The sequence below is a fragment of the Mycobacteroides franklinii genome (assembly GCF_001853795.1).
Lineage (GTDB): Bacteria > Actinomycetota > Actinomycetes > Mycobacteriales > Mycobacteriaceae > Mycobacterium > Mycobacterium franklinii.
In genome coordinates, this window is the sequence record NZ_MLIK01000003.1 from 54,110 (window position 1) to 79,051 (window position 24,942).

The window sequence follows — 24,942 nt, forward strand, 5'->3', positions numbered from 1 at the left end:
GTCGCGCTGTTTTGCTCTATGAACCGCTGGCGGCGGTACGCCGGGCGCGTCCGGGATGCTCGCTCATGGTCGTTTCCAGCCGGCGATACGTAGGTACGGGTCGGCGCCTTGGTTCCATTCCGGGGTGCCGCCCTGCTCCACCTCGGTCAACGACACATCAACGGAAGCAACAGTCTTTGATAGATCGACCGGAGGAGGAAGGACCGAGTACTTACTTGCGCCGGCTTCCTCAGCTGTGTCCGAGCGCTCACGCCGCGAGTGTCTCTTCGACGACATCCCACCTCCAATTGTTGCCTATACGATACCGCTCAGGGTGGTGGGTGACATTTCGCTTCGCTAGCTCTTGGTCAGCGCGGCGGGGAGTCGATGACGATCGGGGACTGCGCTTCACAGCGAAGGATGCGCTCCCGTCAGTGTTTCCGCGTTCAGTGTGTAGGTCATCGACGCGGGCGAAGGTGTTCCCGCGCAGTCCATCGTGAACGTTCGGCTGGCGAGCAGCGTTCCCGCATTCGGGCCCCTACTTGGGCAGCTTCTTGGCGGTATCTGTTGCGATGCTCATCGCCTTGTCGCAGGCGTCAGGAATTACTTTTGCGCCTGTGGATCCCGTATGCCAACGATGGTTCCCACCGATGCTTTTTGGGAAGGGAGCTCCACGTAGCAGACACGCTGCGGGTCAACTTCATCTCGCCATCTTGCCGCGTTGAGGCCTTCAATGGTTACAAGTTCGGATCCGGGAAAAAGATCTTGGTTGAGGTGGTCGGTTGCGGGGCGATTTAGCACGGTTTGTTGTATGTCCCACCCATCCCCAGACCAGGTACAGCCGCGCTGTAGCGAGGGCGTATTGGCAAGATCTTCAACCGAACCCGGCTTCACGCCCCATGCCCGCAGTTCGTCTGATGAATACGCAAGGCAGGGATCAAAACTCGTCCCGTTGTTGTTGTCCGTCGGAGCAGGATGCGGACCCGGCAATGTATTGGTGACCGTCGTCGATGTTGAGGCTGAGGTGGGTTTGATCGTTCGCTGGTGAATCGATTTTCGCGATTCTCCCGGTGGTGGTGTCGGTGCAGCCTGCGACGGTGAACGCAAGCACGCAGGCGGTCAGGGGCAGCGATGTGGACCAGTGCATCAGTGACCAACGCCCGCTTGGTACTGGTCGAACAGGTTATCCGTAAGCCATTCGCGTACTGAACGATGCTCGGACTGCCCGACCGCGATTGTGGCATCGGAGGTCGCGGAAAGCTCACCGGCGGCGTTGTCGTAGGTCATCAGGCTGCGCGCGGGCAGTGAGCCCAGAATCCCGTTAAGCTGCGCACGACGATTCAGCTCGTCGGCCTGCCGTTGCCAGAACTATCTCACCTTCGCCACCCCTTCTCACGGTCGGCCCGCTTCGCTGGGCTTGTCTCCCATGGTCGTACCTAGTCCGAAGAGGCGCGCGGGTCGGCTTCGCCATTCATACGTTCGGCATCGCTGGTTGCTGCTCCGATCGCAGCCTGGATCCGTCTAGCTTCCTCGGTTGCGATAGCCAAGGCCTCTATGTTGATCCTGACGGCATAGGAGATATGCCCACTTTCCTTCAGGTAGCCGATCATCCGTACCTCGCCGTAGGCGTCCTTGTACTTGGCAGGGAAGGTCATCAGCTGCCAGCGGTGGCCGTTCCCCACGTCGACATACTCGTCGACGAGTTTCGCATCGGCCGGTAACTTGCGCTTGCCGAAGACGATGCGTCGGAGATCTTCATCGCTGGTGCCGTCGCTCATCGCTGAAGCTCCTGTCAAGGGGCTCTTTGTCGTTCTACCTGTCTCAGATCCCACTTGCTATGTAACGGAGTCGATTTTGGCTGTGATGAGCTTTGCAACGGCCTCGGCGTTAGTGGTGCTGATCGGGTTGCCGGGTAGCCAACCTGTGTTCTCGACTTGTACGTCGATCAGGTAACGCGAGGCAGTGGCCACTGTCCGCTGGATGGGTGTCGGGCCGGTCTCGATGCCGTATTTGTTCACTTCTGATTGCATATCGATGGCGCTAAGCGTCCCGTTCGTGTCCGTGACCTGGGTGATTCGGTCTGTGAACGTGTTTCCATCCGTCCCTACGTTGTGGGAAACGACCGGGGTCGTCTGACATTTCTGCCACTGGGACACAAACTTTCGGAGCAAAGTCTGCGCCGCGGTTGCAGTGTCTACCTCCACTATTGCGACGTCCACGGAATAGTCCGGCCGGATGTGGAGATCAGTATGCGTATTGGTTTCCCAGCTCCCAGTGGCAGCGGCCAGGACACGAGCTTGCGCGTAGGTCTGGCGCATGCCGTATCTCTTAGCGCCCACACATTCGACCGGGGATGCGTCACCGACGCCCTCGGGCAGGACTTTGATGCTGTTGGAGCTGAGGACAGGAAGAGTGATCTTCATGGTGGAGTTCAGGGCCTGGGACAGCTCGTCGACGGTAGGGGACAGCTGTTCAATCGGCCGTGATGGAGCTTCTGCCGCCGGCGGTTGGCTTGCCCTGGAGGCCTCGCCACTGGTGGTCGTGGAGCACCCGGATAGCGCTAGAGTGATAACGAGGATGCCTGCCGCTGACGGCCCATACGCGCGCATGATCAAATCCCGGACAGCATCTAAGGTTGCACGCCAACCCGTTTTCGCGTTCGGTGCTGAGTCAACCGCGGACATCATCAGAACCATCTGCGATTCGGTGACTGTTTGAGCCTGGGGCCCGTAAGTCATTCTTGCGGCGAACACGGCCAATCACAAGAACCGCCAGGCTGATACCGCCCCAGGTGAGAGCGGTCCATCCCGCCGCGCCACTGATCCCAGCCGCGAGTGCTCCAGCGGTAAGTACTGGATGCCACTGGGCGCCATCGTTATTGACCATATGTCGTAATACCAACCAAAACACTGCCAGTGTCAACGTGTTCGCAGCGCAGACAGCCAAGATCAGCTTCCAGAATAAATACATGGCGCTACTGCCCGGCACGCGCGCTACTGTTGTTTCGTCAGGCACTCTGCCTCCCATTGCAATCTCCTTGTTTCACAACACTTACGCTTACCCGACCGTCGTTACACCACGGCGAGATTCATGCCACTGGAGACTGCACCGACCGTGCGATATTCAACGCCCGCGGAACTGCTTAGCCGATAGGCAACTGGCAGCTGCGACAACTGCTGGGCAGAGATCACTTCGGTCCACTCCCATTTCCCCAACCTCTAGTGGACTCGGAGCCTAGCCCGGCCGAGAGGCTTAGGTGACGCATCGCTGTCTGGTTGCGGGGTCAGAAGGCCAGCCCCACGGTGACCAGAGTGATCATCGTGAATAGGGCTACGGCTAGGTAGGCGAGCACGGCGACCAGCTTGGTGAAGGCGTTGGAATGCACGATATTGCCCGCCGTGGCCAACACGACCGACAGGATCGACGCGATAACGCTGCCGATGACGCGCATCTGGGTTCCGGTGATGTCGGTTCCCGCTGGGACAACACCGTTTTCGAGTTTGGACGCCATGTCGGTATCTGTTAGGACACTGAACGACATCGAATATGCGACGATCATCGCCAGCGCCCCGAATATTGACAGCAAGGCGGCCTTGTCCTGCTTCTCGCGGAGGGAGTCATCGCTCACAGCGTTAAGACTGCCTCAAACCTGCGCCGGGCGATATGAGTGGAGCTACGCAATTCCGTAGGTAAACCATGCAGGTCCCGCTGCGTGGCTGCGACCGCTCCCAATCGCCCTCGGTTCCTGGCCGACTACGGGTTATCGAGTCTCAGACGAATACAGTAGGCGGATGGATAGGGCCATCCGGGCACTGAGTGTCGGCGCGGTTGCGATGGTTGCCGGTGGATGTACCTTCGCCTCTCCTATCGCGGGGGAGCCCATTGCTACTCCACTGATTGAGTATCAGGCACCGGCCGGCGCTCAGTATGTGGATCGTTGGCTGCCGACCCCAGCGGTCGATTTGATGAGCGCTGATGGAACATTCATCCGTGCGTTCGCCGAGGCTGCAACGGTCGCCGCTTTCAATGTCGATAAGGACGCGGGCTCCTACCCGGGTTATGTGCGCGCGAACCGCACGCGCGAGGTGGCCTATGACCGGAACATCAGATTCCACGTCCGCTGGATCGTGAGCATTGAGTCCGAACTTGATAACTGGGTTGTCGCCACGGTGTGCTCGAAGGGGTTGATCGGCCCTAAGGACCCTGAGCGCAGCGGAACACCAAAGAGGATGAAGTACCATCGCTCCGGCACACCGCCACCGACACAACAGCAAGGCATCGCAAGTGCTCCGCGTTTCTCGGTGTTCGGGGGCTGGTACGCGACCTATTTCAGCTACGGACGCCCCTCATATGAATCGGACCCGCTGGTGGTGGTAGATCCCACCATTCCGTGTCCAATGCCGCCAGGAGTGACGACCGAAAGCTCCGTCGCCACACCCGGATGGCCACAAACCCAGATCTACTGAACAACCAGCAGAACCAGTTGAATACCGTAACTCGAATGGATAGGTCCAACACCGCCATCTACCGGCTGATGATCCCGATGAACCTGCTGTGCATCATCTGGGTCGGCTACGGCAAGCTGCTATTCGATCTTTTCGGGTTCGACACCGCGGGCTGGTATGCGTTCGGGCTAGCGACCTTCGGCACGATCATCTTGCTCACTGCCCTGGGGATCACCACCTGGCGCACCATCCACTACCACCGCCGCCAACAGGCCCTGACCCAAGTACAAACAGCAACACAGGTCGGTGTCTGGGTTTCGATGCTGGTCTTCGGACTTACCTTCCCCGACTCCATCAGCGAATGCAGCCTCCCGTCGATCCTGGCCGCCATGACAGGCAAAGCCACCACCGACGACTCCGTGACCGCACGCCAGCGCTACCTCACCAGCACCATCGATGTCCTGAGCGACTGGACTTCGATGGTTGCCTTGATCATCGGCGCCTCCGCGTGGATCACGCTGCTGGTATCGCTAATGCGCCGCAGATCAACTGCCCCCTGACGCGGCCTCTCCTTGCAAATTCGAGAGACGTCAGGCGATCTGCCTGGTCAGTTTCTACGACTCAGAGGCGCCAAGAATCAGAGGCGGCTGTCTCAGAGGGAACCCACTCTGGCGGCATTCGTAGCTCCCGGAACGCGCTCTCAACACAGAGCCCCACCGTGTCACTACGGAATCCCGGGCCCTGAGTCGGGTCAAACCTACCTAATGGCAACGAGTTACAATCAAGACAAGGATGTCTTCGTGATCCTGCTCTTCCATGAGGCACTCACCAAGCTCAGCCCCGAGGAAGTCCGGAAGGTTGGCGCGCCGGACGAACCCGCGATTATCAAGGGATGCGCGAAGCAGTTAGGTCGCCCGAATACCCGCTCCTGTGAACGGCGCTGAGGGGATAAACGCAGGCGCTGCCTATGACGTACCAAAAGAACGTGTTCCATCGTGATCAAGACAGTCGTCACCGTGGTAATCCTGCTCATCGGGGTCGCCGCGGGTATCTACTTGACCAGTCTCGGAATCATGTTGCAGGCCTGGGATGAATCTATGTTGAGGTTCGACCAACAGCCGACTACGTCGTCATACCTGTGGTGGGGAGTAAGTGTCTTCGGGTTGGCCCTGATAGCGGCTTGCGTCTGGGGCGGCATGCGACCACTGCGCCAGTGGCGCAGCGATGCCGATGTTCGGTGCGTGCACGGGCGCTGCCAGTAGTTGAGCTCGGGCTTCGAGTAGCGGGGGATAGAGCCACCAGAAAACTGCGATGCCCGTGAAGACAGCAGCATTGCTGACTGTGGAGAAGCTGATAGTTGTCCCGAACGCTGAGACGCTCAGCTGAACGAGGACATTAAGAGCCATGAACCCGATGAGAGACTTGCGAAGCGCTGGCGACATGACGCGGAGCTGACGTTCAACTGCGTTCTGGGCCAAGCGTGCAGCTGCGCGACGGATCGCGGGATCGGCCGGTATGGGGCCGGACAGGACGGCCTTGGCTGCCTGCCGGTACTGGGCGGGTGTCAGGCCGTCGAGGAGTTGGCGCAGCTGCGGTGCCCGGGATTGCGCGGCTAGTGAACACACCAACCCGACAACGAGCGCGACTACGGCGATGCCGATCCACCAGCCGAGCCATTGCCCTGGTTTGTTGCGATTGATGACCGCCACCGGGACACCCGCGCTGACGAAGATTAGAGCCGTGTACCCGAGCCATTGGATCCACCATGGAGCAAGCGCGAGTCTTATCCACATCTGCATAGTGTAAGCAGACAGCAAACCAATCGATGTGAGAGGATGGCGAGGGTTGGGCGACGCGTCGGGGACTTTGGTAGAGGGCGGTAGGGGTTCGCATGGGCACAGCGGATAGCAAGGTGCGATCAGTTGTGAGAGCGCTCGCAACGGGATTGGTTGGTGCGGTTGCATTAGCGCTGCTTGAACTCGGGTCTCCGTCGAAGGCGATGGCGGTACCGCCGATTCCGGATATCGACTCGCTGATCGATGACAGCGCCGCGCTGTTCGCCAGTCCCAACGATCTCGGTGGGTCGCACGTGCTGTGGTTCAGTACGAAGACCGGGCTGTTATGTAGTGAACGGACCGTCAAGATTTCGCAGCAGTTGGCCTGTGCAGGAGAGCTGCCGGGGCAGCCTGAGGGGACACAGGTTGTGACGTCAGCCACGGCCTGCGGCCAAGCCCTTGGCCCGGCAACTTTTGAGGCCAAGACCGCCGAGGAGTACTTCGGCGCTCCCGCGGGCACGACGCCTATCGTGCCCGCGCCGGGTCACAAGATCGTGTTCTGGAACTCTTCGGCCACGGAGTCATTGATGTGCGGGGTGCCGGCGTCAGCGGACTTGGTTTGTGTTCTCAAGGCGCAGCAGTATGTGGGTGCCAGCACGGGGCCGCCGGTCGCTCACGGATTCGTTATCGGGGCTCCCAAGAGCGGGGTGTTCTAGCTCATGTGTTTGTCTCGTGAAGGAACGCGCCGGGTGCCCGGTCGATTGTTGCGTCGTCAGGATGTCTGTACTGCAACGGTATTGGCGTTGGTTGGCGTCTGCGTTCTGTGTGCGTGCGGCCCCGCTCCGGAAGAGGCGCTCGCCGATGAACCCAATGACATCTACCGCGAGGTCGCGCAGGCAGTGCAGAACCACAACATCGATGTGTACAACGCGTTGACCTGTGCCCGCCAGCATTGGAATGGGATCGATTCGATCAAAAGCAGCTCCCCGGCTGATCTGCCGACACCCCACGCTCTAACGACATACTCTAACGACATATCGGTGCACGGCGACGTCGCGATAGCCACCCTCGCCAATCCTCCCGGGCTCACCACCCAACTGTATGACCAACACCGCATTGTGTTCCGTAAAGAGAATGAAGGCTGGAAGTACTGCAGCGGTAGCGAAGCCATCGGGATTGTAGGAGCGCACTCGACTGGGTTCCGGTAGAGGCGAAGACAGTGCTTCACCTGCGCGGCACTAGCGGGCCGCTGTGGACCAACAACAGGCTTTCAGGATACCGATGTGATCTTGCCCGCGACCAAACGAGCGATCGCCTCGGCGGCAGCACCCAATGTGTCGGCGCCCGGATGGGCGCGGCCCAGGACCTCGACATCGACGGCGTAGCGGGATACAGCCGTGACGGCTCTGCTGTGCGGCATCGGCGTCGACAAGCCCTCTTTGGTCAAAAACAGAAGTTCAGCGTTCAGACTGCCCGCGGACTCTTCGACACGCTCGATGCCGTCGGCGAAGGTGAAGCTTTTTGTGCGCTCCGTGACCGTAATGCCTTGGCATCGCTGCCAATCAGCAGCGGTGGATAAATACCAAGCGTGGGTGTCTTGAGGAGAGCTGAATTCGGCCACAGTGATGATCGCGTGTGTTGGGTCGCCATCACCTGAGGTGATCCACGAGCCCTGCGTAACTGCGTCCAGGTGAGCGTCTTTGTAGGTCTGATGGTCGCCGGAATGGGCTACTCCCGTACACCCCTGGGGAACCGCGCGTGAGCTGTCTCTGAGGAGGTCTGCGCCGCCGACGCGGACCGCGGCGTCTGGACGCATCTGCATATCGAGGGCCTGGGACAGCTCCGAAGAACTCGGCAGCGCTTGTTCAGGGCCGGTGTGCGCGGTTCTATCGGCATGCCCCTCTGCCGGGTTTGAACACCCCACAAGCAGCGCAACAGACAACCCCACAGTGGCCTGCAAAGCTCTTATCATCACGCAGATGTTAGACCAGTCATCCGGTGGCCGCCGATTCGTGTCGACGTTAGCTGCAGATGATCCCCATACCAAAATTCAGGGGTGTCTGCCGACAGATTCTCGCAGAAAAACAACGAGATTCCGGATGCTCTCCGCTACGGAACTCTGACGCGAGGGTTAGCGACACTCGCATCCGATGACAAAGGCGAGCTTGACCCTGACGGGGCCGCGTTGTATCTAGTTCGCCCTGGCTACCTTGCGGCTGGATAGTTGTGTCGCGATCCTCGAGTCCGCCGGCATCAGTGCGCACCGTGCGAGAGAGGCAGTGGAGCGACAATGGTCGCGCTATCAAGACCACCTCGCCCAGGAAACGGCCCCGGGTGACTGGGAGCAGTTCGAGGCGGCGTGCGATGCGATCGCCGCGCAAGACGTGCTGGTTCGACATAACTTCACGTGTTGCCGCACCTGTGCTGATGAGGAGATAGGTGACGAACGCAGCCGTGAACGCAGTGCTGGCCACACAGCGTCCGTCGGTGGAGTCGCCGATGCAGGCGCAGCTCTCGAGTCATCGTCGAGATTGCGTACAGTCGCCCATGTCATTGGAAGTCTTGACCGGGACAGGAGTCGTCGCCTTCGAGGTGGTGCTTCTGCTCCGACTGCCTGGAGTCTTTCGGCGGCGAGGGTTCCGCAAGATATGCTTTGCGGTTGTTGCGCTAGGTCTTTCGGTGACGCTGCGCTACCCGCCCGTGGCGCAATATCTGCCCACTCTTTGCGTGTGGCTGGCTACGTCGTCAGTTCTTGGTGAGCGCTGCCGGAGCGTCAACGACGATCGGGGATTGGCCTTCGCAGCGAAGGATGTTGACCGCTCTACCAGTGAGCGTCTTCGAATCAAAGGTGTATTCCACCGAAGCGGGCGCAGGTGTTCCCGAGCAATCCGTAGTAAGCGTGCGTGTGCCCTGCCAAGTGCCATCGATCAAGTGGAGATCGGTGCTCCATCCCATCGACGACTTCACGTGACTACAACCGGCTCCGCAAGGGGCGACTTCCCACGTCGTTGTGGTCGGCACGCCATTTGGCCGATGAACACCGTTGACCAGGTTCTGAGAACCGTCCACGACCAACGTATAGCCTCCATCCAATACCGAGTCACCGCTGGAACCGTTTGGGGCAGTGGAAGGCTCATGCTCTTTGGCATTGCCGCATCCAGCTGCGATCACCAGCGTCAGCGCGCAGATTGAAAGTGCGGGCGCTGTTCGAGCCCACCGCTTCGCCACGTCAGTCATGTTGCCTTCCAACGCTCATTCCGATTCGGGTCATTTCAGATCACTGGATCCGGCATCCGCGGCGAATACGGCTCCTCGGTATTGCTTCGCGCCCCCCAGTGGGGAGCAATGCCGACCTCAACAGCCCGGGAAGCCGCGACAACTGACTGTCGACACAATCTCGGTCCACTCCTACCACCGAACTGGATGCGTCACACTGGCTGTCGCAGGCATGTTGAGTCTCCTTACCGTCCCTGTGGGCGGCAATCGATCAAGGTCACGCCGTCATGATGGCATACCGCCGGCTGCCCCGATGGTCGCAGCGCATCGGATACCCGGATCGCGAAGACCGGATTCAACCGCGCAACAGCTTCAGCAACAGGCACCCATTGCACTGCCAGGCTCTCGGCACCGGGGCGGGGAGTTCCGGATTGTGGCGTGCACCGAAATGCCAGCGCTACAACATGTTTACTCGTGTTCAGATAGCAGACAGCTAGCTCGTGCACGTCAACGATGACCCCTGTTTCTTCCAGGACCTCCCGACGGACACCTTCGACAAAGGTCTCCCCGTGCTCAAGCACACCACCGGACGACTCCCACGTCCCACTATCGGCGCGCTGAATGATCAACACGTCTGTCTCATTAATGACAATCCCAGCGACGCCAACTGAAAAGCTCATACGCGTGTGCCCTCGGCTTGAACTGACTGTGATTGTGTGTCCACCAGTTATCAGGGCACGCAACGGCGGCGATTCCTGCGGTGAGGATTGGGATCCACCATGGAACCATCTGATTTCCTTCCCTACCTGGGCAGTTTTATCGCCACATCGGTGGCGATACTCAAGGCCTTGTCGCAGCGTCGGGAATTGCCTTTTGCGCCTGTGGGCTGTTGACGCCGACAAGGACTCCGACGGCGGAATTCTGAGAGGGCAGTTCAACGTGACACACCCGCTGGGTGTCGGCTTCGTCTCGCCACTTGACCGCTTTTGAGTCCTTCGATCACCACCGCTTCCGAACCCGCAAATAGCTTGTGGTTGAGGTAGTCGTCGAGCGGTCGATCGACAACGAGATGCTGTAGCTCCCAGCCTTCTCCAGACCATCTGCGGCCCCGCTGAATGGTGTCGCCGATGCCGAGATCTTTCACTGAGCCTGCCTTGACGCCCCAGGACTTCAGCTCATCTGCGGTGTACGCGAGGCAGGGATCGAAGCTTGTCCCGTTGTTGTTATCGGTCGGGGCTGGGTGCGGCTCGAGCAGGGTATTGGTGACCGTCTCTGACGTGTGCGGGGGAGTCGACGACGCCTTGGTTTTCGCGCTACCCCCCGTTGATCCGGCACTGCCGGTGGCGGCGAATCCGATCATGGCGGCCGCGGCTGTCGTAATCGTGATGCGATTCAGCATGAGGCGAACACCCGCATGGTGGGCGCCGAGGTTTCGCGCGTTGCGTTGCCGTCCATCGCCGGCCATGAAAATCATCTCCCTGTTGGGGTTCTATTGGGGTAGCTTCTTGGCGGTATCGGTCGCAATGTTCATGGCTTTTGTGCAGGCGTCAGGTATTACCTTCTGCGCCTGTGGATCCCGTACTCGAACGGGTGTTCTCGCGGAGGCTTTTTGCGCGGGGAGCTCTACATGGCAGACGCGCTGTGGGCCAACTTCATCGCGCCATCGCACCGCGTTGAGTCCCTCGATCGTTATTTGTGCGGATCCCGGGAACAGGTCCTGGTTGAGGTAGTCAGTTATAGGGCGATTGAGCACGGTCTGCTGCACGTCCCATCCGTCCCCGGACCAGGCGCAGCCCAGCTGCAGGGAGGTGTGTTGGCGAGGTCTTCAACCGAACCTGGCTTGACGAGGGGCTGTATTGAACGCGTACGAGGTCTCCAAGCAAGTGGCCAGTCGCCCACAAATGCTGGACTTCATTCCTGACGAACGTTTCAAAGCCCACGTACTGGAGCAGGTGCGCTCCGACATGGGGTGATTAAGGCGCGCCTAGCTCAACGAGACCCGAGGGGAATTTCGTTGTGGCTGTGGACAGCTCAGCCGCGAATCAAGTACTTGAGTGGGCAGATGATCGCTGCTGGCGCAAAGACGATAACGAAGCGACCAGTAATGCGTGCTTCAGTGAACACATATCAGGGTGAGGGCGGCGTGGCCACCGAGTACGTATATATCGAATGCTGACGGAGACGCTTCAAGCAGTAACCCGGGCTTCCTGGCGGGCGCGGCGCTGACCAGTTCCGCCAAGACGTTGCGTACGACATTGGTATGGACTCGTTGACGACCAACTGCTGCAACCACACTTCACCGTGGCAGTAGCATTCAGTTTGATCGAGTGTGTCGCCTAGATTTGCGGAGTGAACCAGGCAAACATGCCTGGAGGGGGGATCGCCACGTGACTGACGAGGAACAATCTGAGCCGGTGGTTGAACTGTCGCCACGACAAGATGGAGCGGTTGAGGACACGGATACGCCGGCGGTCGCCGCGGCCGAAACGCCCCCCGGGGAGCGGTCTTTGGTTCGTCGATCACTGGTGGGTCTAGCTGTCGGGATTGCGGCAGGGTGCGCGCTAGCCGCCGGTGCTTTGGCGATTACGGCACTCGCCACGCGAGCCCCTGGGGACATGGTGTCGGCGCCGATCACGGCCAGCTGCGTGGTCGGATTAGTTGCTGCGGCTGCGGTGGTACTGGTGATCGTTTTGCGGCCGGTTATCCGTCGGAAAGAATGGTCCATTCCGGTGGGCGCGGCCGTTGTCGTCATAGTTGCGTTGACTTGCTTCTGGATTCCGAAATTGTCCGGTGTGTTCCGTGATGGTGGAGTGGTGCGTTTCGTTGACACCACCGGGGTCACGATCCTGTCGGCTGAGGCGTTGGCTGCTGGTGTGGCGGCGTTGGTATTCGGTTCGGCCACAGCGTTTGTCGTCGCAAAGGCGCAGCCTGTGGTGGCGGCAGTGGCCTTCCTCGCGGTTATCGCGCTGATTTCGTCGGTGGCTTATCAACGAGTCCAGTCGTATCGCACGCAGGTCTGGTATCCGAGTCTGATAGCGATGCCCGCGACTCCGGCCGCATTACCTGAGACCTTTGGGACCTTGCGATATCAGATACCGCAACAGGTTCACGACAACTGGACCATGGTAAATGTGTATTCGACTGGCACTGGTTTCGTGATGTACACGCCGGATGGGGTGATGGCCTATGACGGTCCTACCGGGGCGTTGCGGTGGCGTGCTGACGGTCTGGGTGCATCGGCGGTGAAGTGGGCTTCGCCGTTCAACGCGCTCGACGTCGTGTGGTTCGATCGCGAACACTCTGGCAGCGTCGTCGTGGTGTCGATGGTCGGGGCGCTCCTTGGCCTCGACGGCGATACGGGGACAGTTTTGTGGCGGCGTCAATACCGCGGGGACCTCACGCAAGAGGCTGGATCGGTGGATGCGTTGGCGTTTTCGACATATGACGTGGACGTCGGTGATACCGGTGCTACGACTTTATATTCGGTGGATCCGCGTACCGGAAAAGACCGGTGGAGTAGACATTCCGACTGCAGCAACTTAAAGCCGGGCGCCGTGGGCCAATTCGTGCAATCGTGCAGCGGAGGGCCGGCAACCGTCGTGGATGCACACACTGGGAACACCGCATGGGAATCAGAATATGGTGAATGGCTGGATGTTTCGATAGATCATGAGGTGTACGTAGCTTCCGGCGGTTCAGCGACCAGTAACACCCCAAAAGCCAGTGATACGACGTGGGTGCTGGACCGTTCGGGAAACATCATCGATCAGGTCGCCGGCACGTTCCCTCTACTAGGCCACGCCAACGCCGGCCATCTGTTGCTGGACGGTGTGGGGCAGACCGCGTTGCTGCGTAACTACCGGACCCACCAATCAACACCGCTGCGGCTCGGCAAGATCGACTACGCCCTCGGCATGTACGCAACCTGGCTACCGCACCGGCTAATCATCGAAAAACGGTCCGCTCTCTCATCGCTGCACATGATCGATCTGGACCATCCCGACGCCGAACCAACGGCATTACCGTGGCCGTGCCGCAGCTATCTGGGCGACATCTGGCAACTCAAACCCGCACCCGGTGTCATCGTCGCGTCCTGCCAAGTCGCCGGTGACCACGTAGCACCCGAAATCAACGGATATGCAGAGCCAGTTCACTAGATCGTACGTACGATCTCGGGTAATGATCCATGGGGCGGGAAAGCGCCGCCGGCGATCTATCGGTGACTAAACGACTTTGGGGGGGTGCACTTCTAGTGGGTTCCATTCATGATTACGTTCCTATTCAGCTGACTAACGCGTTCCGTAGGGCGCAGCAGAACACAAAGTTCCGCTCCTGGCTAGACATGCAAGACGCCGTTATGGCTATTGAGTTCCCCTTCGAGGACTGCCCCGAGGTGGCCGGGATGATGTACACCCAGCGGAGTTTGGGTGTGGTCGAAGCCAAAATCTTGTCGTTCTATGACTGCTTTCAGGACGCCTGGGACGCCAAAAATATTCACACCACGATGCGCTTTGTCTATTACATCGGTGAGACATATCGGAGAGGGTTCGAAGGCGCGTGGGCGGCCTTGCCGAAGTTCGGTGGTGGTGAAGATGACAACACCCCGGTGGTCGACTTCCCATTCCGCGACACTCTCTTCAAGCCGATGGAATCGGTGCAGGTCGCGTTGGTTAGGCGGACCGGATCAGAGATTGCTGGTCTGTATCCGTATGCGCAGAAGGATTTTCAGGAGTGGGTCGAGGCGGGCCGGCCAGAACGCACCTATCGCGGCACCTTGCGCGAGGACGATTAGGCCAGGCCACGGTCAAGAGGCAGAGCGCGATCTGATGATGGCGTTCAGGGGTCGAGAGCGGAAACCGAAATGATGCGTGTAGTGGGGATCAATGTCGCGGCAATCCGGAAGCGTGCCGAGTATCCCGGCAAGCGGGATCCGCCCAATTCCGTTGCGTCTTAACAATGATCGGTGGTTACATGGTGCTTGTTCGAGCGATTGCGGCGGTAACGGTCGGCCTCGTCCTCGCGGGGTGCAGTGGTGCTGTCACCGGCGAGCCAACGGCAGCCCCGGCAGCTGGAACATCATCACCGCGCACGCCCGTCACACTCTCGGGGGTATCGCCACCAACCACCGCCGCACCCAACCCCAACGTCACCGGCACAACCTTCGACGGTTGCGCGTCGATCACAGACGCCGAGGCGGCATCCTGGGAACTCAAGCCTGAGACCAAATTCGACACCAAAGGGGAACCACAGGCTCAGACCATTCGTGGTTGCATCTGGAAGGGTTCCAAGTGGTATCTCAAGGTGTATGCCGGCAATGGATCGTTATCACAATTTGATAATCCGTGCGACCGCGAGGACCGAAAAGAGTCGCCCACGATCGGCTCCCGCACTGGCTGGCTAATTCATAGCAATAATCAGGCGACCTGCGTGGCTGTACTCCCTTCCGAACAAGGGATCGCCACCGTCCAGGTTGATCTGACCCTTGCACTGACCGATCAACGATATGACCAGTGACCGCTGGCCAAGCAGATCATGACCACGATAGAACCGAGAATCCCCTAGTGACAACAGATTGCAAGGAATGAGGATCGATGATTTCTGTGCGTCGGATATGCGGTAACGCCGCACTCGCAGTGTTGGCTTTGGCGGTTGTCGGGGTCGCCGCTGCATGCGCGGCACCGACGGCTGGTGAAGCTGTGCGTTCGGTTTCGTCAGGCACAGAGTCTCAGTCGGCTGCGGCGTCGGCAACGGTCCCGTACACCTTGCCGGCCCCGCATCCTCCTCCCGATGAGCATTCCGACGGGACGCCTTTCGAGCCATGCACTGCCTTTACAGCGGAGGAACTCCGGGGCTGGGGAGTTGACCCGAGCACAGTCGATGACATGAGCGTTGAAATGCACAATTTGATCCGGGGCTGCGCGTGGTGGCAGACCAACGAATCGTGGTCTTTGACGATCAACGTGCTCAATGCCTCAGTTGAGAGGTACCTACGGCCTGACAAGTTGCTGAAGCTGCAGGAACCGGTCACCGTCGGCGGGCTGTCGGGGGCCGTGAACTCGTCGAGCGGCCGCCAAATTCATTGCGATATCGTTTTGCCCTCACGGAAGGCTGTTGTTTTCTTCTCGGTTCGTGTCACCAGTGGTCGAGAGGGTGCTCTGTTGGTTCCGGATGCATGTAATAAGGCCGTCGATGTGGCGACCGCGGTCGCTGGAAGATTGCCGCAGTGAGGGAAACTCTCGGCCGAGAACATCAAGAAGCTAGCCAAGGACTCGGGCTTCGCCCGATCCGGGGCAGAAGTAACGCGATGAGCGCCTACGTGAAGATCGCCAGCATGCTGGCGTGTGTCGCCTTGTCCGCCCACAGGCCGTGCAAATCATGACCACTATTGAGCCGAAGATTCCGTAGAAAGCCTGGGGGACAGCAGATATGGCCAAGCAAGTCGAGCACGAAGACTGTTTCTCCAGACCGCATCAGGAGATCTGCAACGCCGCAGTAGTGGTGTTGATTTCGGCAGTTGCTGGGGTCGCCGCTGCATGCGCGGCACCGACGGCTGGTGAAGCTGTGCGTTCGGTTTCGTCAGGCACAGAGTCTCAGTCGGCTACGGCGTCGGCAACGGTCCCGTACACGTTGCCTGCGCCCCATCCAACACCGGATGAACACTCGGATGGGACGACGTTCGAACCGTGCACCAGATTTACCGCCAACGAGCTACGTAGTTGGGGTGTTGATCCAGCGAACGTGGTCGACGTAAGTATCGAATTGCAGAACCAGATACGCGGCTGTCGATGGCTACAGACAGACCGGCAGTGGTCGCTAACGATTGACGTACTCAACGCATCCGTTTCAAAGTACCGACAGCCGGACACCAGACTCAAGCTGCAAGAGCCCGTCGCAATCGCAGGGCTGCCTGGCGTGATGTTCTCTTTCGACGGAAGGCAGGAGCAATGTCAAATCGTCCTGCCAAGTCAACAGGCTGTCGTGTTCTTCACTGTCCGCATCGCGGATCAGGCTCGCAGCGACATTCATGACGCGTGTGACAAGGCCACTGATGTGGCGACCGCAGTCGCCGGACGATTGCCTCAGTGAGGTACCTGCCATGGATTTTCCGAGCCACCGCGTGACTGATTGGTATATGGGGGTTTTGAAGAAATGACAGCGGAACAGGTTGCCGTCGCCGCCAAGTGCCTGAACATGGATCTGGGTACCGCAGCGCAGCGCGCTCACGAAGTTCGCGACGGAATTATCTGTGTTTCCAGCGACATTCGTGGTGTCGGATCGGCACTGATTGGCCCCGATCTATTGGCGCTCTTCTTTGCTTCCGATGTCAGTCCGGATCAAGCGCTAGAGGCATGGGAATCCGGGCGGCGTACGCCACTTGAGTCTTTCGATGCGCTGCGTCGGAAGTAATTGCGCGCCCGATGAGACCTGTCCAGATCAAGGTCTAGGGTCAGCAGGGTTTTCACCTTGTCGCGAGGTGCTGGGGTCGGTGGAGCTGGCGTAGTCGGCGGGTGGTGTTGGATTGGGTTGGCAGGCTGCCGTGGAGGGGAGAGGTTTCATAAGGGTAGTGGGCATTGTCGAGAAGAGTTGCGCCTCATTCGTGGGGGATTCCCGCGGCATTGATCCCCACCACACACATCATTTCGGTTTCCACTGTCGAACCCTGAACCCCATCATCAGATCCCGCTAACACGACCCGATGTGAACGCCCCGCGAACCCTACAAGCTGCCTCTTCACGGCCTAGCCTATTCGTCCTCGCGCAAGGGGCCACAGTAGATACGTTCTGGCTGGCCACCCAGCCGCGCCCACCAGGGCAACTCGACCATCCGCATCTGCACAGCAAACAGTATTGCAGAGCCAAACAACTATGCCTGCGAACTCCCTGACGCGATATGCGCAAAGCTAAAACACCCAGCTCCTGGGCGCCGCGATCACAAGACCGTGGGTGACCGACGGGCCTGTGTTGGCGCCCGTATATTGCGGAGCTTTGAGCACGCAAAACCAGGTCAGCAGACGTCGGCACCGCGCACATGAGTGGCTCTGTGGCCTAGAAGTTCCAGAACACGATCTTGTGGCCCTTCGTGAGCATGATAGGCGCCGCGCCGCTGGACTGGCGCATAGGCTGTTATCGGTGAAAACCAAGTGGTGACTCACCTCGCTGCGATGAAGCTGTGAGAAGCGGCAGTCATCGAGACCACACAGACGGGGGATGCGACATGACAGTTCCTGAAGGCCAGCAGGCTTGGCGACCAGGTGCACGGCCCGAGCAGCGCGATGCCGCTGGAAAACTGGTAACGCGACTGTCGATCTTCGCCACCGCTGTTGCGACGCTTCTGTTTGGAATGCATTGGGGGTTTCGGCATCTCGGCGATGTGTTCACCGCTAAGGCATTGAGCGGGACCAGCAACGATCATCGAACATACTTTGAACAAATCTATCAGGCAACCCTCTGGGGAATCCAATGCAGTCTGGCCGGCTCCCTCGCAGCGGCCTTCGCTGTTGGGCTGGCGGTTGATGGTGTCAGGAGAGCCTCGCCTGCAAGCCAATTCGTCGCTCGCTGCGCATTGATTGCTGCCATAGTGGTCGCACTGGGATACATAGCGGTATGCGGCTTCCAGATCGCCACAGAGATGATCACTGAATGAGTGTTGCATAGTGGCTTACATCTCTCCCGTGACGCGACCCACGCTGCATAATCTGCTGATGAACGCAGTGCGCAAATACTGGGTGATCGCCTGGGTGGTCGGCGTATTGATGTCCGCGGGATGCTCACCCAATCGCGCTGAAGAATCAGCGCAGATCTCCCAAGAGATCAGGAACCTACCGGGCGTCGACGGCACCTCGTACGACGAGCACAGCAATCCGATCGTGGCGTTCAAGGAGCCGTCGTTTTATCTGAAGGTTCATCCCCGTCCCGATGTCACCGGCTCAGAGCTGTCCGAGATTTGGAAGACGTTCACCCGCAAGGTGTATGACACCGGATACAGTCACTATCACGTGGTCTTGGATGTGGGGTCCTGTCCCGAGATGCCCTTTGCGCTAGGGGCATTCATGCGGCCATGCAACGGCTTCTCCTCGGAGGTAGATCCCGCAATTCCCGGCCCTCCCACTCCCGCGTACGAGGACTGGCTAGCCATGATCCAGGGCAAGTACGCACACGCCGTGAACGGGACCTCAACGAGCGCCGGCCACGACCTTCGCCAGCGATTCTTACTCGCGCTGCGAAAACGCGCCGACACCGACAGCACAGCGGGGTTGCCCCAGGACTTCCAGCCACGGGAGATCACCACGGCCTACCGGCGTGTGCTCAAAGACTTCCTCAACCTGCACGATTCCGGCTGGTCGGTCACCGCTACAGACCAGTCCGAGTCCCCTGGACTGACCACATACGGCGGGGCGCCCGACGAAAAAGTCCTCGCTCTGTGGGAACAACTCGCCGATATCACCGTGCCCACTAAGACTGAGTTCGTCATGAAGCCAGACAAAGATCGCACCAGCACGGTGCACGTAACGCTGTCGACGCGCGAGGCCGCAACATCGCAGCTCAAGCTCCTCAAAGAATACGGGCAACCCGTTTCCTACGAGAGCACGGTTCCGGGCGAAGGATCGATATCTGTCCTCGTCAATGGCTGCACGGCCGCTCAAGCCTCGGGCTGGCAGGACGAGCTGCGCCGCGAGTTCGAAAACTGTCCCCGCTAACTGATCGTCAGAAGTCTTCAGCTACGGCCATTGTGATCAACTTGATGTGGTCGATGTTCTTGGACAAATCCGCGATTCCGATGGCAGGAACGCGGGCTTTTGTTCAGTTGGAAACTCAGGGCCCACAACGACATTGAATATTCCGTTGTGAGGATCGCCGGAGAATTGGTGTCCTGCGACTTCAAAGTGCTCGGGCTGGCTTTTCTCCCCCGCAGGATCGAGGTATTCCAGGGATACCAGGATTTCTGGGCTGCCATCAATGGTGAAGGCGCAGTTGCGGGTATCGGAGTCCGCGACATTCCACACGATCGTGTGCGAAGAGGCTAGCCGGGTGACAGGCCTGGTTCCGTGTGGGGGCGCGCTTAGCGAACTGGGTGATAGCCACTCGCATCAGGTCCATACCGATCTGGCAGCCATCAGCACTCGGTGGGTAGGACACGGTCGCGGATAGCGCCACACTGCCGGGGTATCGGGCGCGGACATCGTATGTGGTCGACACCACCTGATCGCGCGGCGGTGATATCGGAGCGGCGAAGGTGTCAGCGATCGTGACAGCTGTGCCATCGATGGTGTCGTGTTTGACCCACGGCTCTGATCGCGGCAAGGCCAGCAGGGCCTTTCACCGTGCCAAGGTACTCAGGTTGCCTGTTGACCACCTATAGCCCCGGCTATCTGGTCGCGGGTGTGACGGGAGGTTCCGCGTCGGCACGGACACAGGCTGGTTTAGTCTGCGTTGGCTGGCGCATAGGGAATGCCCCGGGAACATAAACGGACTGCGGTCCGTTTTAATGGTCATGACAAATCACGTGAAGTTTGGTTTGGACACCTTCGCCGACGTCCCCGCAGGTATGACCAATCCGGAAGCGATCCGTGCGGTCGTCGAGGAGGGGGTGCGTGCCGATCAGGTAGGCGTCGACATCTTCGCCATCGGAGAGCACCATCGCACCGAATTCGTGGGGGAGTCTCCCGAGATGATGCTGGCCGCCATCGCTGCCCGGACCGAGCGGATCACGCTCGCGACCGCCGTCACGGTGCTGAGCACCGACGACCCGGTGCGGGTGTATCAACGGTTCGCGACTCTCGATGGAATCTCCAACGGCCGCGCCGAGGTGGTGTTGGGTCGGGGATCGTTCACCGATTCCTTCCCGCTGTTCGGCTATGACTTGGCCGACTACGACGAACTCTTCGAGGAGAAGTTCGATCTCTTGGCCAAGCTGCTGCCGGGGGATCCCGTGACCTGGTCCGGGAAGCTGCGATCCGCATTGGACGGCGTGGATGTGTTCCCCAAAACCGCCGATGGTCTGCGGGCCTGGGTGGGGGTGGGCGGATCGCCGGATTCGGTGGTTCGCAGCGTGCGCTACCGCATACCGATGATCCTGGCGATCATCGGCGGCAACCCGATGCGATTTGAGCCCTACGTGGACCTGTACCGCCGCGCTCAGGACCAGCTTGGGGTCACCGAGCCGATGCCGCTGGGCGTGCACAGCCCCGGGCATATCGCCGAGTCCGACGAGGAGGCGATCGCGCAGTACTGGCCGGGGTTCCGGGAGTTGCGCACCACCATCGGGCGTGAGCGCGGCTGGCCTGCCCCGCGGTACGAGGAGTATCTGGCCGAGGTGAAGTCGGGCTCGCTGTATGTCGGCTCACCGGACACCGTGGCGGCCAAGATGGCCAAGACCATCCGCGGCCTCGGCGCGGACAGGTTCAGCCTGGTGTACCAGGCGTCGCAGCCGGGGCTGGGCATGCAGAACGTCGAGCTGTATGGGACCCAGGTGATACCGCGAGTGCGTGAGTTGCTCGCTCTCGGTGAGGCCGGGGCGGCCTAGGCAAAGTTGTAGGTGGCCAACGCTTTTGCGACCACCCTGCCGGCTGGATCGGCGACCGTGACCTCGATGTTCGATAGCCGCTTACCGCGGCGGACCACCTGGCCCACTGCGGTAAGGTCGGCCGCGTCGGCTGCGGAGACATAGTTGATGGTCAGTGAAGCCGTTGAGCCACCGAACTTCTCGGGTACCGCGTCATCGGCCCACGCCGCTGCCATGGCCGCCGTATCGGCGAGGGTTGCGATCGCGCCGCCGTGGACGGTGTGGCCCATGGTAGCCAGCTCGGGTTTGAAGGGCATGGCGAGCACCGCGCGATCGTTGCCGATCTCGGTGAGGGTGATTCCCAGATGCTGACACAGCGGCGAGTTCGGGACGAATTGCGTGATGATTTCGGTCCGAGTGGGCATGCTCACAAGTTATGACATCCGCTTGGACTCTCGACGAAGTTTCCGACCGCCTGCAGATTCAGCAGCTCCTGGTCGACTACGCGACCGCCATCGACACCCGCCAGTTCGACGATCTGGACGAGGTGTTCACCAATGACGCGTACATCGACTACCGCGCGATGGGTGGCATCGACGGGGATTACCCGGACGTCAAGGCCTGGTTGGCGCAGGTGCTTCCGGCATTTCCGATGTACGCGCACATGCTGGGAAACATCTCGATCCGTTTCGACGACGAAGGCGGCGCGGAGCGGTCCTCCGCGGTGGTGCGCAGCCTGTGTTTCAACCCGATGGTGCCGGGCGGGGACACCGAGCAGGTGCTTTTTCTGGGGCTTTGGTACGACGACGTGGTGGTGCGGACCCGGCACGGGTGGCGGTTGACACGCCGGGTAGAGACGAAGTGCTTCAACCGGCTGGTCTAGTTCCTCCTCGCCGACCCGCCGTCTCGTGGCGGACAGATGCGATACGAACCCGCCGCGGTGCGGCGTGTCGGCGGGATTTGAGCTGGTAGGCCAGGCTCTGGCACAATGAGCAACCGTCCGTCGTGCTGGCCATGGCCAGCGGCGGTCAGACCCACGCGAGGCAAAACCGGATCGTGCACGTCCGCACGTATCGCCGAATTGCCGCGTGATACTCAAGGAGAAGTTGTAGTCATGGCTGTCAAGATCAAGCTCACCCGCCTCGGGAAGATCCGCAACCCGCAGTACCGCATCCAGATCGCCGATGCCCGCACCCGCCGCGAAGGCCGTGCCATCGAGGTGATCGGCCGGTACCACCCGAAGGAAGAGCCCAGCCTGATCGAGATCGATTCCGAGCGCGCACAGTACTGGCTGTCCGTCGGTGCGCAGCCGACCGATCCGGTGCTGGCTCTGCTGAAGATCACCGGTGACTGGCAGAAGTTCAAGGGCCTGCCCGGCGCTGAGGGCACCCTGAAGGTCAAGGAGCCCAAGCCGAGCAAGCTGGACCTGTTCAACGCCGCCCTGGCCGAGGCCGATGGCGCCCCCACCGGCGAGGCCATCCAGCAGAAAAAGAAGAAGGCCCCGAAGAAGGCCGAGCAGGACGAGGCCGCTGAAGCTGCCGAGGCCCCCGCGGAAGCCGCCGAGGCTCCTGCTGAATCCACTGACGCCGCAAGCGAATAGGACCTCAGATGAGTTCCGTCGTGGTCGACGCCGTCGAGCATCTGGTGCGAGGAATCGTCGATAACCCCGATGATGTCCGCGTTGACCTGGTGACGAACCGTCGTGGCCGCACCGTAGAGGTCCACGTCCACCCCGACGATCTCGGAAAGGTGATCGGTCGGGGCGGGCGCACCGCCACCGCCCTGCGCACCCTCGTCGCGGGCGTGGGCGGCCGCGGCATCCGGGTCGACGTGGTGGACACCGACCGGTAGCTCCATGGAGCTTGTGATCGGGCGTATCGCCAAGGCGCACGGCGTCACCGGCGAGCTGTCGCTGGAGATCCGTACCGATGATCCCGATGGGCGTTTCGCGGTCGGTTCTGTGTTGAACGGGCGGCTGCCCCGTGGAGGCGGCAGTCGCCAGTTCACCGTCGAATCAGTGCGTGAGCACAGCGGACGGTTGCTGGTCAGGTTCTCCGGGGTATCCGATCGTGACGCGGCAGATGCGTTGCGAGGCACCCTTTTCATGGTGGACACCACTGATCTGCCACCCATCGAGGACCCCGACGAGTTCTACGACCACCAGCTCGAAGGACTTGCGGTGCGGACCGTGGACGGTGTCGCTGTCGGCACCGTCTCCGAGGTTTTGCACACTCCCGGTGGGGAGTTGCTTTCGGTACGCGGCGCCGAGCGCCGGGAGATTTTGGTGCCGTTCGTCTCCGCGATCGTCACCTCGATCTCGTTGGCGGACAAGGTGATCGAGATCGATCCGCCCGAAGGACTGCTGGATCTGTCGTGAGTATCCCGGCATGAAAATAGATGTGGTCACGATTTTCCCGGACTATCTGCAACCGGTACGGCAGTCCTTACCGGGCAAGGCTATTGACTCCGGATTGGTCGATGTCGCGGTGCATGATCTGCGGCGCTGGACCCACGATGTGCACAAGTCGGTCGACGATTCTCCGTACGGCGGCGGACCCGGCATGGTGATGAAGCCGACGGTCTGGGGAGACGCCCTGGATGAGATCTGCACGCCGGAAACGCTTTTGGTGGTGCCGACACCCGCCGGCTACCCGTTCACCCAGGAGACTGCCCGCCAGTGGGCCACCGAAGATCATCTGGTGATCGCGTGTGGGCGATACGAGGGAATCGACCAGCGCGTCGCCGATGACGCCGCGACGCGGATGCGGGTGCGCGAGGTGTCGATCGGTGATTACGTGCTCAACGGCGGCGAGGCCGCCGCCTTGGTGATCATCGAAGCGGTACTGCGGCTCGTTCCCGGCGTGTTGGGCAACGCGCTTTCCGCGCAAGAAGATTCGCATTCCGCCGGGTTGGCAAGCCTGCTGGAAGGGCCGTCGTACACCAGGCCGCCGAGCTGGCGGGGGATAGATGTTCCGCCGGTGCTGCTCTCCGGTGACCACGCGAAGATCGCGGCCTGGCGGACCGAACAGTCGCGTCAGCGCACGGCTGAGCGGCGCCCGGACCTACTCGGTTTCGATTCGTCCGCCGGGGAACATGGTGGCGACGGCCTGAGTTAGCGTGTTGCGCGCCGTCACGTCGTTGGCGGTCTGCAGTGACGACACCACCACGATGAATCGGCGGTCGGGACCGACGACACCCGTCGAAAGATGCATCCACGCCGACCCGACGCAGCACATCCAGCCCTGCTTCACCGCGACAGGTTCGCTGGGAATGCCGTCCGGGATTCCGAAACGCTGGGGGTACCCGTCGATGCCGTTGGGTGTCGAGCGGCTCAGATCGTCGACGATGATGTTTGCTCGCTCGGGAGGCAGCCCGCCCGTGCCGGAGAGCAGCATGTCGTAGTACTGGACCAGGTCGTTGGCCGTGCTGATGGTGTTCCACCACATCCCGTCCGAGGGCACGGTGGTGGAGGCGAGCCCGTAGCGCGCGGCCACACGGGTGATGATCGAGTTGCCGCCCCCGCGCTGCCAGAAGATCTCGGCTGCGCTGTCGTCGGAGGACTGCAGCATCCGGTCGAAGGCGGCACGGTCATCGGCGGTGAGGGTGACCTCGCCCTGCGATTCGCGCATCAGCAGGTCATCGGCAATGAACAGCTTGGCTACCGAGGCGATGGCGATGGTGCTGTTGTTGCCGTTGGACACGACTGCGCCGGAGGCGCGGTCCTTGATCACCGCGGTCAATGTGGCGCCGGCGCTCTTGGCCTGGTTGGTTGCTGTCCTGGCGCGATCAGGCAGCGACTCGAATGATGTCGGGCTGTCGACCTCGAAGACGGGAGGAGTTTCCGCGGGGGCGCTCACCACTGCCAGTACCGGGGTGGCCGGGTCGCTGCGTACCGATGCCACACATCCGGAGGTCAGTGAGGTGGCTCCGGCGAGCATCAGGCCCGCAAACAGATACTGGCCGCGCATGCGTAGACCCCCTCTGCGGTCAGACTCTGGCTTTGTTACCCATGTGACGGGTGTTCC

34 protein-coding genes are annotated in these 24,942 nt (G+C 60.6%); 21 read left to right on the forward strand and 13 right to left on the reverse strand.

Features of this window, described 5'->3' with window-relative positions:
• Positions 1-63 precede the first annotated feature (63 nt).
• The 6 genes from BKG76_RS24090 to BKG76_RS00280 all read right to left on the reverse strand — a co-directional run bounded on the left by BKG76_RS24090 (position 64) and on the right by BKG76_RS00280 (position 3,607).
• The gene (locus BKG76_RS24090) at positions 64-276 is read right to left on the reverse strand and encodes a hypothetical protein (protein ID WP_083337855.1); all 213 of its coding nucleotides are present in this window, start codon (positions 274-276) and stop codon (positions 64-66) included.
• 306 nt (positions 277-582) lie between these two features.
• Positions 583-1,086: a DUF3558 family protein gene (locus BKG76_RS00265; RefSeq protein WP_330220028.1), complete on the reverse strand. Its 504-nt coding sequence runs from the start codon at positions 1,084-1,086 to the stop codon at positions 583-585.
• A 39-nt stretch (positions 1,087-1,125) separates the two neighbouring features.
• On the reverse strand, positions 1,126-1,266 hold the full coding sequence (locus BKG76_RS25065) for a hypothetical protein (RefSeq protein WP_165611472.1): 141 nt from the start codon (positions 1,264-1,266) through the stop codon (positions 1,126-1,128).
• Positions 1,267-1,415: 149 nt separating this feature from the next.
• Positions 1,416-1,757 (reverse strand): hypothetical protein, encoded by a 342-nt coding sequence (locus BKG76_RS00270; RefSeq protein WP_070934914.1) that lies wholly within the window; start codon positions 1,755-1,757, stop codon positions 1,416-1,418.
• Positions 1,758-1,814: 57 nt separating this feature from the next.
• Positions 1,815-2,717: a sensor domain-containing protein gene (locus BKG76_RS00275; protein WP_070934916.1), complete on the reverse strand. Its 903-nt coding sequence runs from the start codon at positions 2,715-2,717 to the stop codon at positions 1,815-1,817.
• A 545-nt stretch (positions 2,718-3,262) separates the two neighbouring features.
• Complete coding sequence (locus tag BKG76_RS00280; protein WP_070934918.1) at positions 3,263-3,607, reverse strand: hypothetical protein; 345 nt, start codon at positions 3,605-3,607, stop codon at positions 3,263-3,265.
• A gap of 163 nt (positions 3,608-3,770) precedes the next feature.
• Here BKG76_RS00280 and BKG76_RS00285 point away from each other — a divergent pair, with 163 nt between their 5' ends.
• The 3 genes from BKG76_RS00285 (at position 3,771) to BKG76_RS00295 (ending at position 5,368) form a co-directional block, all read left to right on the forward strand.
• On the forward strand, positions 3,771-4,445 hold the full coding sequence (locus tag BKG76_RS00285) for a hypothetical protein (RefSeq protein ID WP_070934920.1): 675 nt from the start codon (positions 3,771-3,773) through the stop codon (positions 4,443-4,445).
• Positions 4,446-4,480: 35 nt separating this feature from the next.
• Entirely contained in the window at positions 4,481-4,984 is a 504-nt protein-coding gene (locus tag BKG76_RS00290) for a hypothetical protein (protein WP_070934922.1), read from the forward strand.
• Between the two features lie 204 nt (positions 4,985-5,188).
• Positions 5,189-5,368, forward strand: coding sequence for a hypothetical protein (locus tag BKG76_RS00295; RefSeq protein ID WP_070934925.1), 180 nt, complete (start codon positions 5,189-5,191; stop codon positions 5,366-5,368).
• Between the two features lie 186 nt (positions 5,369-5,554).
• Here the strand turns inward: BKG76_RS00295 and BKG76_RS00300 are convergent, their stop codons facing one another.
• A complete protein-coding gene (locus tag BKG76_RS00300) occupies positions 5,555-6,217 on the reverse strand; it encodes a hypothetical protein (RefSeq protein WP_236737498.1) in 663 nt (220 codons plus the stop codon).
• A gap of 131 nt (positions 6,218-6,348) precedes the next feature.
• Here BKG76_RS00300 and BKG76_RS00305 point away from each other — a divergent pair, with 131 nt between their 5' ends.
• Both BKG76_RS00305 and BKG76_RS00310 read left to right on the forward strand, forming a co-directional pair.
• Entirely contained in the window at positions 6,349-6,915 is a 567-nt protein-coding gene (locus BKG76_RS00305) for a hypothetical protein (protein WP_330220029.1), read from the forward strand.
• 33 nt (positions 6,916-6,948) lie between these two features.
• Complete coding sequence (locus BKG76_RS00310) at positions 6,949-7,407, forward strand: nuclear transport factor 2 family protein (protein WP_070934931.1); 459 nt, start codon at positions 6,949-6,951, stop codon at positions 7,405-7,407.
• Between the two features lie 62 nt (positions 7,408-7,469).
• On the opposite strand, the gene BKG76_RS00315 is transcribed toward BKG76_RS00310, so the two are convergent.
• Complete coding sequence (locus BKG76_RS00315) at positions 7,470-8,171, reverse strand: sensor domain-containing protein (protein WP_070934933.1); 702 nt, start codon at positions 8,169-8,171, stop codon at positions 7,470-7,472.
• A gap of 238 nt (positions 8,172-8,409) precedes the next feature.
• Here BKG76_RS00315 and BKG76_RS25485 point away from each other — a divergent pair, with 238 nt between their 5' ends.
• Entirely contained in the window at positions 8,410-8,958 is a 549-nt protein-coding gene (locus BKG76_RS25485; protein ID WP_407937631.1) for a DUF6891 domain-containing protein, read from the forward strand.
• Here BKG76_RS25485 and BKG76_RS24975 read toward each other — a convergent pair.
• The 3 genes from BKG76_RS24975 to BKG76_RS25240 form a co-directional block, all read right to left on the reverse strand.
• Entirely contained in the window at positions 8,945-9,436 is a 492-nt protein-coding gene (locus tag BKG76_RS24975; protein WP_131815774.1) for a hypothetical protein, read from the reverse strand. The two genes, BKG76_RS25485 and BKG76_RS24975, sit on opposite strands and share 14 nt — an antisense overlap.
• Positions 9,437-9,660: 224 nt before the next feature.
• Positions 9,661-10,095: an NUDIX hydrolase gene (locus BKG76_RS24100; RefSeq protein WP_083337856.1), complete on the reverse strand. Its 435-nt coding sequence runs from the start codon at positions 10,093-10,095 to the stop codon at positions 9,661-9,663.
• A 254-nt stretch (positions 10,096-10,349) separates the two neighbouring features.
• Positions 10,350-10,880, reverse strand: coding sequence for a DUF3558 domain-containing protein (locus tag BKG76_RS25240; protein WP_236737500.1), 531 nt, complete (start codon positions 10,878-10,880; stop codon positions 10,350-10,352).
• Between the two features lie 922 nt (positions 10,881-11,802).
• On the opposite strand from BKG76_RS25240, the gene BKG76_RS00325 reads away from it, so the two are divergent.
• The 10 genes from BKG76_RS00325 (at position 11,803) to BKG76_RS00370 (ending at position 20,938) form a co-directional block, all read left to right on the forward strand.
• The gene (locus BKG76_RS00325) at positions 11,803-13,572 is read left to right on the forward strand and encodes an outer membrane protein assembly factor BamB family protein (RefSeq protein WP_131815775.1); all 1,770 of its coding nucleotides are present in this window, start codon (positions 11,803-11,805) and stop codon (positions 13,570-13,572) included.
• Positions 13,573-13,667: 95 nt separating this feature from the next.
• Complete coding sequence (locus BKG76_RS00330) at positions 13,668-14,207, forward strand: hypothetical protein (protein ID WP_070934937.1); 540 nt, start codon at positions 13,668-13,670, stop codon at positions 14,205-14,207.
• 164 nt (positions 14,208-14,371) lie between these two features.
• Positions 14,372-14,929: a DUF3558 family protein gene (locus tag BKG76_RS24115; protein ID WP_236737501.1), complete on the forward strand. Its 558-nt coding sequence runs from the start codon at positions 14,372-14,374 to the stop codon at positions 14,927-14,929.
• A gap of 77 nt (positions 14,930-15,006) precedes the next feature.
• Positions 15,007-15,642, forward strand: a complete 636-nt coding sequence (locus BKG76_RS00340; protein ID WP_083337857.1) for a DUF3558 family protein — start codon at positions 15,007-15,009, stop codon at positions 15,640-15,642.
• 199 nt (positions 15,643-15,841) lie between these two features.
• Positions 15,842-16,501 carry a DUF3558 domain-containing protein gene (locus BKG76_RS25490; RefSeq protein ID WP_083337858.1) on the forward strand — a complete coding sequence of 220 codons (660 nt, stop codon included), beginning with the start codon at positions 15,842-15,844 and terminating at the stop codon, positions 16,499-16,501.
• 63 nt (positions 16,502-16,564) lie between these two features.
• Positions 16,565-16,822 (forward strand): hypothetical protein, encoded by a 258-nt coding sequence (locus tag BKG76_RS25495; protein WP_070934940.1) that lies wholly within the window; start codon positions 16,565-16,567, stop codon positions 16,820-16,822.
• An 807-nt stretch (positions 16,823-17,629) separates the two neighbouring features.
• Positions 17,630-18,058 (forward strand): hypothetical protein, encoded by a 429-nt coding sequence (locus tag BKG76_RS00355; RefSeq protein WP_070934942.1) that lies wholly within the window; start codon positions 17,630-17,632, stop codon positions 18,056-18,058.
• A 58-nt stretch (positions 18,059-18,116) separates the two neighbouring features.
• Complete coding sequence (locus tag BKG76_RS00360; protein ID WP_131815776.1) at positions 18,117-19,112, forward strand: hypothetical protein; 996 nt, start codon at positions 18,117-18,119, stop codon at positions 19,110-19,112.
• Positions 19,113-19,259: 147 nt separating this feature from the next.
• Entirely contained in the window at positions 19,260-19,439 is a 180-nt protein-coding gene (locus BKG76_RS00365) for a hypothetical protein (protein WP_070934946.1), read from the forward strand.
• Between the two features lie 479 nt (positions 19,440-19,918).
• Positions 19,919-20,938 carry an LLM class flavin-dependent oxidoreductase gene (locus tag BKG76_RS00370; protein WP_070935004.1) on the forward strand — a complete coding sequence of 340 codons (1,020 nt, stop codon included), beginning with the start codon at positions 19,919-19,921 and terminating at the stop codon, positions 20,936-20,938.
• Here the strand turns inward: BKG76_RS00370 and BKG76_RS00375 are convergent.
• Positions 20,935-21,342 (reverse strand): PaaI family thioesterase, encoded by a 408-nt coding sequence (locus BKG76_RS00375; protein ID WP_070934948.1) that lies wholly within the window; start codon positions 21,340-21,342, stop codon positions 20,935-20,937. The two genes, BKG76_RS00370 and BKG76_RS00375, sit on opposite strands and share 4 nt — an antisense overlap.
• Positions 21,343-21,353: 11 nt before the next feature.
• Here BKG76_RS00375 and BKG76_RS00380 point away from each other — a divergent pair, with 11 nt between their 5' ends.
• The 5 genes from BKG76_RS00380 (at position 21,354) to trmD (ending at position 24,033) form a co-directional block, all read left to right on the forward strand.
• Positions 21,354-21,800, forward strand: a complete 447-nt coding sequence (locus BKG76_RS00380; protein ID WP_070934950.1) for a nuclear transport factor 2 family protein — start codon at positions 21,354-21,356, stop codon at positions 21,798-21,800.
• 231 nt (positions 21,801-22,031) lie between these two features.
• Complete coding sequence (gene rpsP / locus BKG76_RS00385; RefSeq protein ID WP_070934952.1) at positions 22,032-22,517, forward strand: 30S ribosomal protein S16; 486 nt, start codon at positions 22,032-22,034, stop codon at positions 22,515-22,517.
• Between the two features lie 8 nt (positions 22,518-22,525).
• Positions 22,526-22,768 carry an RNA-binding protein gene (locus BKG76_RS00390; RefSeq protein WP_005081564.1) on the forward strand — a complete coding sequence of 81 codons (243 nt, stop codon included), beginning with the start codon at positions 22,526-22,528 and terminating at the stop codon, positions 22,766-22,768.
• A 4-nt stretch (positions 22,769-22,772) separates the two neighbouring features.
• On the forward strand, positions 22,773-23,294 hold the full coding sequence (rimM, locus tag BKG76_RS00395; protein ID WP_070934954.1) for a ribosome maturation factor RimM: 522 nt from the start codon (positions 22,773-22,775) through the stop codon (positions 23,292-23,294).
• Between the two features lie 10 nt (positions 23,295-23,304).
• Entirely contained in the window at positions 23,305-24,033 is a 729-nt protein-coding gene (gene trmD / locus BKG76_RS00400; protein WP_070934957.1) for a tRNA (guanosine(37)-N1)-methyltransferase TrmD, read from the forward strand.
• Here the strand turns inward: trmD and BKG76_RS00405 are convergent.
• Positions 23,980-24,885 carry a serine hydrolase gene (locus BKG76_RS00405; protein WP_070934959.1) on the reverse strand — a complete coding sequence of 302 codons (906 nt, stop codon included), beginning with the start codon at positions 24,883-24,885 and terminating at the stop codon, positions 23,980-23,982. The genes trmD and BKG76_RS00405 overlap by 54 nt on opposite strands.
• Positions 24,886-24,942 lie beyond the last annotated feature (57 nt).

What these genes read in the sequence shown, in the direction of transcription:
- BKG76_RS24090 (WP_083337855.1), bottom strand. Translation starts at nt 276, where the DNA reads ATGTCGTCGAAGAGACACTCGCGGCGTGAGCGCTCGGACACAGCTGAG.
- BKG76_RS25065 (WP_165611472.1), bottom strand. Translation starts at nt 1,266, where the DNA reads ATGACCTACGACAACGCCGCCGGTGAGCTTTCCGCGACCTCCGATGCC.
- BKG76_RS00270 (WP_070934914.1), bottom strand. Translation starts at nt 1,757, where the DNA reads ATGAGCGACGGCACCAGCGATGAAGATCTCCGACGCATCGTCTTCGGC.
- BKG76_RS00275 (WP_070934916.1), bottom strand. Translation starts at nt 2,717, where the DNA reads ATGACTTACGGGCCCCAGGCTCAAACAGTCACCGAATCGCAGATGGTT.
- BKG76_RS00285 (WP_070934920.1), top strand. Translation starts at nt 3,771, where the DNA reads ATGGATAGGGCCATCCGGGCACTGAGTGTCGGCGCGGTTGCGATGGTT.
- BKG76_RS00290 (WP_070934922.1), top strand. Translation starts at nt 4,481, where the DNA reads ATGGATAGGTCCAACACCGCCATCTACCGGCTGATGATCCCGATGAAC.
- BKG76_RS00295 (WP_070934925.1), top strand. Translation starts at nt 5,189, where the DNA reads ATGGCAACGAGTTACAATCAAGACAAGGATGTCTTCGTGATCCTGCTC.
- BKG76_RS00300 (WP_236737498.1), bottom strand. Translation starts at nt 6,217, where the DNA reads ATGTGGATAAGACTCGCGCTTGCTCCATGGTGGATCCAATGGCTCGGG.
- BKG76_RS00315 (WP_070934933.1), bottom strand. Translation starts at nt 8,171, where the DNA reads ATGATAAGAGCTTTGCAGGCCACTGTGGGGTTGTCTGTTGCGCTGCTT.
- BKG76_RS24975 (WP_131815774.1), bottom strand. Translation starts at nt 9,436, where the DNA reads ATGACTGACGTGGCGAAGCGGTGGGCTCGAACAGCGCCCGCACTTTCA.
- BKG76_RS24100 (WP_083337856.1), bottom strand. Translation starts at nt 10,095, where the DNA reads ATGAGCTTTTCAGTTGGCGTCGCTGGGATTGTCATTAATGAGACAGAC.
- BKG76_RS25240 (WP_236737500.1), bottom strand. Translation starts at nt 10,880, where the DNA reads ATGGCCGGCGATGGACGGCAACGCAACGCGCGAAACCTCGGCGCCCAC.
- BKG76_RS24115 (WP_236737501.1), top strand. Translation starts at nt 14,372, where the DNA reads ATGATCGGTGGTTACATGGTGCTTGTTCGAGCGATTGCGGCGGTAACG.
- BKG76_RS00340 (WP_083337857.1), top strand. Translation starts at nt 15,007, where the DNA reads ATGATTTCTGTGCGTCGGATATGCGGTAACGCCGCACTCGCAGTGTTG.
- BKG76_RS25490 (WP_083337858.1), top strand. Translation starts at nt 15,842, where the DNA reads ATGGCCAAGCAAGTCGAGCACGAAGACTGTTTCTCCAGACCGCATCAG.
- BKG76_RS25495 (WP_070934940.1), top strand. Translation starts at nt 16,565, where the DNA reads ATGACAGCGGAACAGGTTGCCGTCGCCGCCAAGTGCCTGAACATGGAT.
- BKG76_RS00355 (WP_070934942.1), top strand. Translation starts at nt 17,630, where the DNA reads ATGACAGTTCCTGAAGGCCAGCAGGCTTGGCGACCAGGTGCACGGCCC.
- BKG76_RS00360 (WP_131815776.1), top strand. Translation starts at nt 18,117, where the DNA reads ATGAACGCAGTGCGCAAATACTGGGTGATCGCCTGGGTGGTCGGCGTA.
- BKG76_RS00375 (WP_070934948.1), bottom strand. Translation starts at nt 21,342, where the DNA reads ATGCCCACTCGGACCGAAATCATCACGCAATTCGTCCCGAACTCGCCG.
- BKG76_RS00380 (WP_070934950.1), top strand. Translation starts at nt 21,354, where the DNA reads ATGACATCCGCTTGGACTCTCGACGAAGTTTCCGACCGCCTGCAGATT.
- rpsP (WP_070934952.1), top strand. Translation starts at nt 22,032, where the DNA reads ATGGCTGTCAAGATCAAGCTCACCCGCCTCGGGAAGATCCGCAACCCG.
- BKG76_RS00390 (WP_005081564.1), top strand. Translation starts at nt 22,526, where the DNA reads ATGAGTTCCGTCGTGGTCGACGCCGTCGAGCATCTGGTGCGAGGAATC.
- rimM (WP_070934954.1), top strand. Translation starts at nt 22,773, where the DNA reads ATGGAGCTTGTGATCGGGCGTATCGCCAAGGCGCACGGCGTCACCGGC.
- trmD (WP_070934957.1), top strand. Translation starts at nt 23,305, where the DNA reads ATGAAAATAGATGTGGTCACGATTTTCCCGGACTATCTGCAACCGGTA.
- BKG76_RS00405 (WP_070934959.1), bottom strand. Translation starts at nt 24,885, where the DNA reads ATGCGCGGCCAGTATCTGTTTGCGGGCCTGATGCTCGCCGGAGCCACC.